We start from the raw sequence: 8,390 nt of genomic DNA on the forward strand, positions 1-8,390 counted from the left end.
ACTCGTGTACCTGCGCAGCGCCGTTCGTAGGTTGGGGCTACTGGGTCTCCAACTGAATACGAAGGTCTCGCCTCATGTTCGATTCAAATGCTGCCGTCTTAATTTCTGTTGCCGCAGGCAACCCTAAAAATCGTGATTCCGATGCCCCGGACGGGGTTAAACAGATTTCCCGTCCCGCGTGGTGCCGGCAGGACCTGGTCGAGGACATCCTGGGCTCCCTGACCGGCCGCGGCTCACCCGGCGGCTCCTGCGGCGCGGTGGTAGTCGGGGCGCCGGGAGTGGGCAAGACCTTTCTGGCCCGCCAGGCGCTGGAGCGGCTGGACGACAGTTACCTTGTGGTGCAAGTAAATGGCAGTTCCACCTCGGCGTCGACGCCCTATGGCGCCTTGGGATCGCTGCTCAACGACCTCGACGAAGGATGCGCCGAACATCCGCTAAAGGTGGTGGCCGGACTTGCCCAGTTGCTGCGGGACCGGGCAAAGGGGCGCAACATCGTGCTGTTTGTGGACAACACCGAAGGCCTGGACGAGCTCGCCGCGCTCGTCATCAACCGACTGACCGTCCATGGAACCGTTCGCCTGCTGGCCACGGGAGAGGATCTGCTGGCGGCTCCGGGCGACTTGGTGTCGCTGTGGAAGGACAGGCTCATCGGTCGGACAGACGTGGGCGCTTTCAGCCTCGCCGAGGCAAGCCAGTGGCTGCGCAGCTTCTGCGCCGCCGAGGTCTCAACTGCCGCAGCAGTGGCTTTCTGGAGGGCCAGCCGCGGCAATCCGCGGGCGCTCGAACTGATCCTGCGCGATCAGATTGACGCCGGCACCTTCATTGAGGACGCCGGCGTCTGGGTGCTGACCAACCGCACATTCGTGTACGGCGCATGCTCCCGGGACGCCGTCAGCGCCTGGGCCGACCCGGAGTCCGAGGCCGAGCAACAGGTCCTTGAGCTGCTGGCGCTCAGCGGCGGAATGCCATTGAACACCCTCCTGCGCCTGTGCAGCGCCGAAGCCCTCGACTCCCTCACCCGGCGGGGCTGCCTCGACCTGGCAACCGACCGGCGGCCCCTTGTCCGACTCTCGAACCCGTTGGCGGAGCGCGCGATCCGCCAACGCGTCCCCCACGGCCGCAGCCGGACGCTGCGACGGCTCGCTGCACAGACCCAACGAGCAACTGACAGGTCGGCCACGGAAACCCTGGAGCTGGCCCGGTGGGCCCTCGACTGTGGGGAGGCCTTGTCCCCTCAGGAGGCCAGGCATGCTGCCCGGCTGGCCAATCTCGCAGGTCAGCCGCAGCAGGCCCTGAGGTTCGTGGAGCTCCTGGCTCCGAAGGAACGCGGCACCGCTTTGGCCCAACAGGGCCGGGCGTACGCAGCCTTGGGGGACGCAGCAAAGGCCGAACAGCTCTTGTCGCCGGATGCCCTTGACGCCATGGACCTTGCGTTGGGCTGTTGGGTTGAGGCGATGCTGGTGCGCGGTTCCGTCCTCGCATCCCGTCCAGGCCGCGGACCGGAAGCCCGCGCCGCGTTGGACCGGGTGGAAGCCAGGCTGAACGGAGCCGCTGCCGCCTCTGTCCAGGACGCGGCCGGTATCGCCGCGCTGCGGGAGGACGTCGCCCTGGCCAGGGCCGAACTGGACCTCGGCGAGGGCAGATACCGGCAGGCGACGGATGCGCTGAGCCGGCTCTATCCCGCATGCGCGACCCAAGGCAATAAGGTGCATGCTGCCACGCTCCTATGGCAAGCCTGGACGATTGTGGGACGCCATGCGGAGGCCCGGGCCCTTGTCCACGACATGCAGATGCGTTTCACCGCGGAGGAGCTGGCGGCGGTCAATGCCAGGTCAGCGGAGCAGGCACTGTTAAGCGTCTTCCTCGGGACGGCCTCAGATCCCCAGCTTTGCCATAGCCCCGATGCGGGACGGTTCGGCGACGGGATCGCCGCCGTCGCCGCCGTCGCATTGGACCAACTCGCCCAGGGGGCTCTTGACGCGTACTGCGGCCGGGCGGAGCGTGCGCTGGAAAGGCTGTTGCCGGCACATAGTCAGCTGGGGCAGCTGGATACGTCCGGAGCGCAGGCTTTGGCCAGTGCCACGATCGCTTACTGCTACGCCTTGCTCAGGGAAAACGACAAAGCCCTCCAGTATCTGCGCTCTGTGGAGCTGGACGGACGTTGCCCCTCTCAGCTCTCCTTGAGCGTGCGTTCGCTGTTTCAGGTGCTCGCCTCTGCCGAGCTGGCGTCTAAAGAAAAGGCCGGCGTGCGACTGCTGGAACGCGCCGAGGAGGAACGCCGACGCGGCGCGAAACTCCCTGAACTGCTCTTCCTCTGCGCTGCCGTGCGCCAAGGCTGCCGGGGCGCTGCCCCCCGGCTGGTCGCGGCGTCAGCTGCCGTCCAGGGTCAGTTCGCGGACGTCACTCACCTGTTCGGAACGGGCATTGTGGAACAGGACAGCGCCGTGCTGCTGGAGGCCGCTGAGGCCGCCGCCCGGATGGGTGATGACCTGTTCGCCAGGGACGCCGCCAGGGAGGCCCAGAAGGTTGCCGACGCGGCGGGGGACCGGGCCGCGGCCCGGGCAGCCAGACACCGGATCAGCAGCAGTGTCCAGAAAATGGGCGTCCTGCCGGCGGAGGAGGACGGACCGACGCTCACAGCGCGCGAACAGGAGGTAGCCCAGCGGGCGGCCGCGGGTGAGAGCAACAAGGCCATCGCCGCGAAAATGTGCATTTCCGTGCGGACGGTGGAGGGCCATCTTTACCAGATCTACGGAAAGCTTCAGGTCTCCAGCCGTGCCGACCTGAAGATGACCTTTGCCTAGGGGGCCGGCGGACATGGACAACGACGACTTTCCCCGCGCCCTGGTGGGCTGCTCCGACCTGGTAGCTTCAATGGTGGCCGCGCTGCAGGACCCTGACCGGGTAGGAGTCCTGCTGGCGGGGGACGCCGGCTTGGGAAAGAGTGCGTTGGCCGGGGCGGTGCTCCGGCAGCTCGGCGCGGCGGTCAAGCCCTTCTGGATCTTTCCCGCAGCGGCGATGACGAAGCTCCCTTTCGGCGCGCTGGCTCCATACCTGGGCTCATACCCCTTGCCGGAGTCCGAACCGTGGCCGTCAGTGCCCCGCCGCATGGAGAAGGTGCTTAGCCGGCGGCTCGAAACCGGGGAACCCACAGCGCTTGTGATCGTGGAAGACGCCGGGAACCTGGATGCAGACAGTTCCAGGGTGCTGGCGCAACTGGCCTTGATGGGCCTGGTAAAGCTGCTGGTGCTCTCCAGACCAAAGCCGGGACCGACAGCAGCTTTTGTTTCCCTCTGGAACGAGGGGCTGCTGCGGCGCTTTGACCTGTCACCGCTCACCGATGCGCAGGCCCGCGAGCTCTGTAGCCAGGTGCTGGGTGGTGAGGTTATCAACAGCGCCAGTACCGCTTTATGCAGGATTGCAGGCGGAAACCCCCTGCTTCTGCTCGCGTTGATCCGCCAGGCCCAGCGCACCGGTGAACTGGTGCTGCGTAACCACGTCTGGATGCTGAAGAACTTTCATCTGCGCGTCGATCAGCAATTGAGGGATCTGGTCCGGGAACAGCTCGCCTGCAGGTCTGCGGCCGAGACGGAGATCCTTGAGACGGTCGCGCTCGCGGAGCCTCTGCCCCTGGCCTGGCTGCACCGGCTCGCCAGTGATTCGGACGTTGACACCCTGATAGAGGACCGGCTCATCACCATTGCCCGGGGGCCGCAAAGGTTGGTGCGGTCGGCCTCCCCGCTGCTGGGAAAGGTGGTGCGCGCCCTTGTTCCTCCGGCCCGCAGCATGATGATCCGCTCGCGCGTGCTCGATGTTGTGGACGGCACGATGCCGGAGGAGATGCAGACGCGGTTGGTCTGCTGGTCCCTGGACTGCGGAGCCGAGGTTCCCGACGAGCAGCTGTTGGGTGCAGCCGCCAGCGCCAACCGGCATTTCGAGCCGATGGTAGCGCTGCAAACGGCCGGAGCGATCGATGGCGAAGTGTTCCGGGCGGCAGCGAAAGTCCAAATGGCAGACGCCCATTTCCATCTTGGTGATCTTCCGCGCGCGGCGGCGCTGCTGCAGGACTGCGTCGACTCCGCCGCGGACCACGCGACGGCGGGGGCAGCATCCATCCTCGCCGCCCGCGTGCATCTCGGCATGGGCGGGCAGACCCTGGAACTGAGGAAGATCGCCGCCTCCTGGCGCGCGTCGGAGCAGCGTCTGGGAGCAGGGAGCCTGACGCCCGGACCGGCCGAGTCAGCCGGTAGCCGGCTGCTGATTCTGCATGCGCTCCACTTGGAGGGACGTTACGCCGAGATCGAGGATGAGCTGGCCGAACGGCTGGCCGACACCGGATCAGATCCGATTACCCGCGCCAAGATTCTCTATCTCTGGGCTGAATTGCTGGTCGCCACCGGTCGGCCGGACAGTGCCTTCCGGGCGAGCGGCGAAATCCTGCAGCTGCTGGGGGGAAGTTCCACGGCGCAGTTCCGGGCGTATGAGCTGGCACGCTTCAAGCATTCGCTGGCACTGGTTCGCCTGGGACGATGGAACCTGGTCGCCATGCCCCCTACGGAGGCCCCCTGGCACGGATTCCGCAGCGGGTTGCACTTCAGCGGGGGACAGTCCTTGGTGGAAGGGCTGGCGGCGCTAAGACAGGGCGACATGGTGACCGCATTGGGCAGGCTTTCGGTCACCATTGAGGCCTTCTTTGAATCAGACTTCGACCACCTCCTGCCGTATGCCTTGGGTTTGGCGGCCTATGCAGCTTCCCTGCTCGGGCAAAACGACGTGGTGGACCGCTACTGCGAGGCTTTCAACCGGGTCCCGTATCGAGGGTCCGCACACTTCCAGCTGATGGGGCAGGCCCACGTCGCGGCAGCGCGGGCGGGTCTGCATGGAGCAGCTAACGGCGTCCGGGAGCTGTCAGTGCTGGCTGATCGGGCCCGAGGCATGGGACTGCTCGCGGCGGAGCGGGATGCCCGAGAACTGGCGCTTCGGCTCGGCGACAGCGGCCACTTGCCGCGGCTGGTGGAACTGACGGATCACGGCGAAGGCCCGGAGGCCGAGTGCCTCAATGCCTACGCGCGGGCCCTTCTTCAGCGTGACGCTGAGCAGCTGATCGCGGCCAGCGAAAGGGCACAGGAACTGCGGTACCACCTGCTGGCGGCGGAATGCCTTGGCAAGGCCGTCTGGTTCCTGAACGGCAGCGGGGACCGCAAGCGCGTTCGCGCCGTGGCCCAGTTGCTTCAGCTCAGGCGCAGGGAGCTGGCGGGAATCAGCACCCTGTCCTTGTTCGGCACCGATGACGCCACCTCCCTGACGCCCAGGGAACGCGAAGTAGTCACGATGGTGATCAACGGCAACAGCAACCGCGAAATTGCCCAGCTCGCCTCACTGTCGGTCCGCACTGTTGAAGGACACCTCTACCGGATCTTCAGCAAGCTCGGCATCAACCGCCGCGAAGACCTGACGAGTTGTGACTTGATGGCTGTGCGAAGCGACGCGCTCAGTCCCCGCTGAGGACCGGGGAGAACAGGAACGGTGGTTGGGCTACTGACCTGCCTCCATGACCAGGCCAACAGGAATGTCCTGGCTTACGGCAGATTTCCTCGCTCAACCGCCACGCGCCGTCTTCACTGGCTGAGTTCCACCAGTTCCCTGGCCCCGACGCCCATCGCTGCCAAAATCACATCGACCGCCTCGTCCACCGAGGTGGTGCCGGTATCAAGCACCAGATCGGCGTCGAGCGGCGGTTCATACGGAGAGCCGATCCCGGTGAAGTCCGGTATGTCACCGGCCCGGGCCCGTGCGTACAGTCCCTTTCGGTCCCGCGCTTCGCATACCTCCAGCGACGTGGCCACGTGCACCAAGACAAACGAGCCGACAGTCTCGGCCATCGCCCGGACCTCCTGACGGGTCGACTCGAACGGCGCGATCGGAGCGCAGACGGCAACTCCGCCGGACTTGGAAACCAGGGAGGCGACCCACCCGAGCCGGCGGACGTTGAGATCCCGGTCCTGCCGGCTGAAGCCAAGACCCGAAGACAGGAGCCTGCGCACGTCGTCGCCGTCCAGCAGCGTGACGGGGCGGGAGTCTGCCCGCTGCAGCCGTTCCGCCAGTGCGCGGGCGATTGTAGATTTCCCGGAACCGGACAGGCCCGTCAGGAAAACGACAGCACCCAGCGGTGGGGTGCCTGCTGCCAGCGGTTCGGGAGCGGCGGCGGCACGCCGCCTCGGCGCTGCACTGGCCGCGGCCCCCGCATCGGAGGTGTAGTTGAGCAGGATGGAGGCGCCCAGCCGGAGCAGCACGTAGTCGCGCAGGGTCCGGTCCCGGGCGCCGGACGCACCCTCGAACGCGGGCAGGACCAGCAGTCCGGTCCGGGCTCCAACCAGCTGCTCCGTGCAGCGTTCAAGGACGGAAAGCAGTTCCAGGACCGTATAGTTTCCGTGCTCCTGGCAGCCGGCAACCGCGACAAGCCACAACCTGGCGTGATGGCGGATTGCCATACCCATCGCTTCGGCGAGCTGGGCAGGCTCCGGCAGCCGGTCGAACGCCGCCACCAGGCTCGGATCCGTGTCCTGTCCCGGTCCGGTGAGGGGCCGCGTCAGACGCAGCCGGCGCATGGGCGGGTGCTCGGCGGGCTGAAGGGCTTCCAGCCGGCCGGCAAGGTGCATGGTGCCGTTTCCCGCGCCCTGGCCGGCGGATACGGTCAATCTGGCCAGCGGTGTGCCATCCGGATCCGTGATCAGCAGGGCGCTGCAGTCCACCGCCTGTTGGCCGACGGCGGCGGGCACCGAGAGCGTAAACGGCCAGGGCCATTCCGGTGGAATGTTGGAGGGCAGGGCATAGCCGTCCGCCGGGCCGTACAGGCCGCCCAGCAGGAGTTCCAGCTCATCGAGCCGGGCGCCGGTCAGAACGTGTGATGGTTCAGAACCGAAGAGCAAGCTCACAGTGTCCCCCTGATTCCGCTCGTTGAGTTTAACAAGGCGGCTGCCTCGCGCCGACGTTTGCTTTCCACGGTGGCCAGCGCCGGGAAACCCTTCTGCCGGCGCAGATACATCCATGCCAGGGGCGCCACCAGCAAGGCGGCCACCAGAATCCCTGCTGTTACCGGGTCCGGGACGGAGAGCATCTTTAGCGCCGAGGCCAGCAGCACAAAGGCCAACGCCCGGCGCACGAAGCCGCCCGAGAGACGGGAGGACAGCATGGCCCCGAGGTAGACGCCGGGGATGCTGCCCAACACTAAGGGCAGGGTCAGGCCGAGGTTCAGATCGCCGAAGAGCGTGTGCCCCACGGCCGCAGCGAAGACCAGGGGAACGGCCTGCAAGAGATCGGTGCCGACCAGCTGGTTGGCCTTGAGCCCTGGGTAGATGAGCATGAGCCCGATGATGATCAAGGATCCGCTTCCGACGGACGTCATGCCCACCACAATGCCGCCCAGAATGCCCAAAAGGACGGTGGGCAGAACCCGGACCGCCACCTGCGGCCGCTCTGTGGGCAGCTCGGCTCCGCGTCCGTCCGCGCTGCGTGCGCGCTCGGCAAGCCGGAGGTAGGCCCGCACCACCAACAGGATGGCGCTCAAGAGCAGAGCGAAGCCGAGCGCCGTTTTGACGCTCTGCTGGACGTCCTCGCCGGGGCCCAGCCATTTGAGGACCAGCACGCCGCAGAAGGCTGAGGGCACCGAACCCACTGCCAGCCACTTGACCACGTCCAAGTTCACCGTCCGGCGCCGCAGGTGTACCAGGGAGCCCACCGGCTTCATGACGGCGCTGGCGACGAGGTCGCTGGAGACCGCGGCGAGCGGGGGAACGCCAAAGAACAGCACCAGTGCGGGGGTCATCAGGGCGCCGCCGCCCATACCTGTCAGTCCAACGACGATGGCTACACCGAAAGCGGTCAACGCCAAGTTCAGGTCCATGGCCCAGATCCTGCCACCGAGGACGCACCGGACAAACAGGTAGTTCGGTGCCTCCGAGAGTAGTCACCGGGGCCGGGCAGACAGTGTAACCAGGTCCGATGCCGCGTGGTCAGGCGCGAAGCGCCCCCGCCGCAACCCCGCCGCAGTCCTGACGGACGGCCGATCGACGGGCAAGGCCGCCGCCGGCACGGCATTCACTCCGCTAGCCGCTGGTGGTGGTTGTTGCGGTGAGGTCGAAGCTGATGTCTTTGGTTGCGTGGTAGTTCAGGTGGGTTTCGGCGGCGATGGTGTTGGTTCCGTTGACCAGCAGGGAGAGTGGGACGTTGAAGGTGACCGGGGCGGCGTTGGCGTTGGAGGTGGGGATTGCTGCGGTGGCGTAGGTGTTGATGGTGACAGTGCCGGTGGGCATGCGGGTGCGGCCGACTTCGGTGCCGTTGACGTAGATGACGACGCCGTCGTCGGCGACGGTGGTGAGTTTGAGCGCGGT

Annotated in this window: 5 protein-coding genes; 2 read left to right on the forward strand and 3 right to left on the reverse strand. The window is 66.7% G+C overall.

The genetic code is table 11. The annotated features are described in order from the left end of the window. Nucleotides 1-74 precede the first annotated feature (74 nt). The gene (locus AC1DBL_RS12360; RefSeq protein ID WP_476926220.1) at nucleotides 75-2,804 is read left to right on the forward strand and encodes a helix-turn-helix transcriptional regulator; all 2,730 of its coding nucleotides are present in this window, start codon (nucleotides 75-77) and stop codon (nucleotides 2,802-2,804) included. Between the two features lie 13 nt (nucleotides 2,805-2,817). Next, nucleotides 2,818-5,505, forward strand: a complete 2,688-nt coding sequence (locus AC1DBL_RS12365; protein WP_476926221.1) for a helix-turn-helix transcriptional regulator — start codon at nucleotides 2,818-2,820, stop codon at nucleotides 5,503-5,505. 113 nt (nucleotides 5,506-5,618) lie between these two features. On the opposite strand, the gene cysC is transcribed toward AC1DBL_RS12365, so the two are convergent. The 3 genes from cysC to AC1DBL_RS12380 form a co-directional block, all read right to left on the reverse strand. After that, entirely contained in the window at nucleotides 5,619-6,929 is a 1,311-nt protein-coding gene (cysC, locus tag AC1DBL_RS12370; RefSeq protein ID WP_476926222.1) for an adenylyl-sulfate kinase, read from the reverse strand. 2 nt (nucleotides 6,930-6,931) lie between these two features. Further along, nucleotides 6,932-7,903 (reverse strand): sulfite exporter TauE/SafE family protein, encoded by a 972-nt coding sequence (locus AC1DBL_RS12375; RefSeq protein WP_476926223.1) that lies wholly within the window; start codon nucleotides 7,901-7,903, stop codon nucleotides 6,932-6,934. A gap of 202 nt (nucleotides 7,904-8,105) precedes the next feature. Continuing rightward, a partial coding sequence (locus AC1DBL_RS12380) for a hypothetical protein (RefSeq protein WP_476926224.1) occupies nucleotides 8,106-8,390 on the reverse strand: 285 nt, incomplete at its 5' end.

The sequence above is a fragment of the Arthrobacter sp. 10T44 genome, assembly GCF_056393885.1.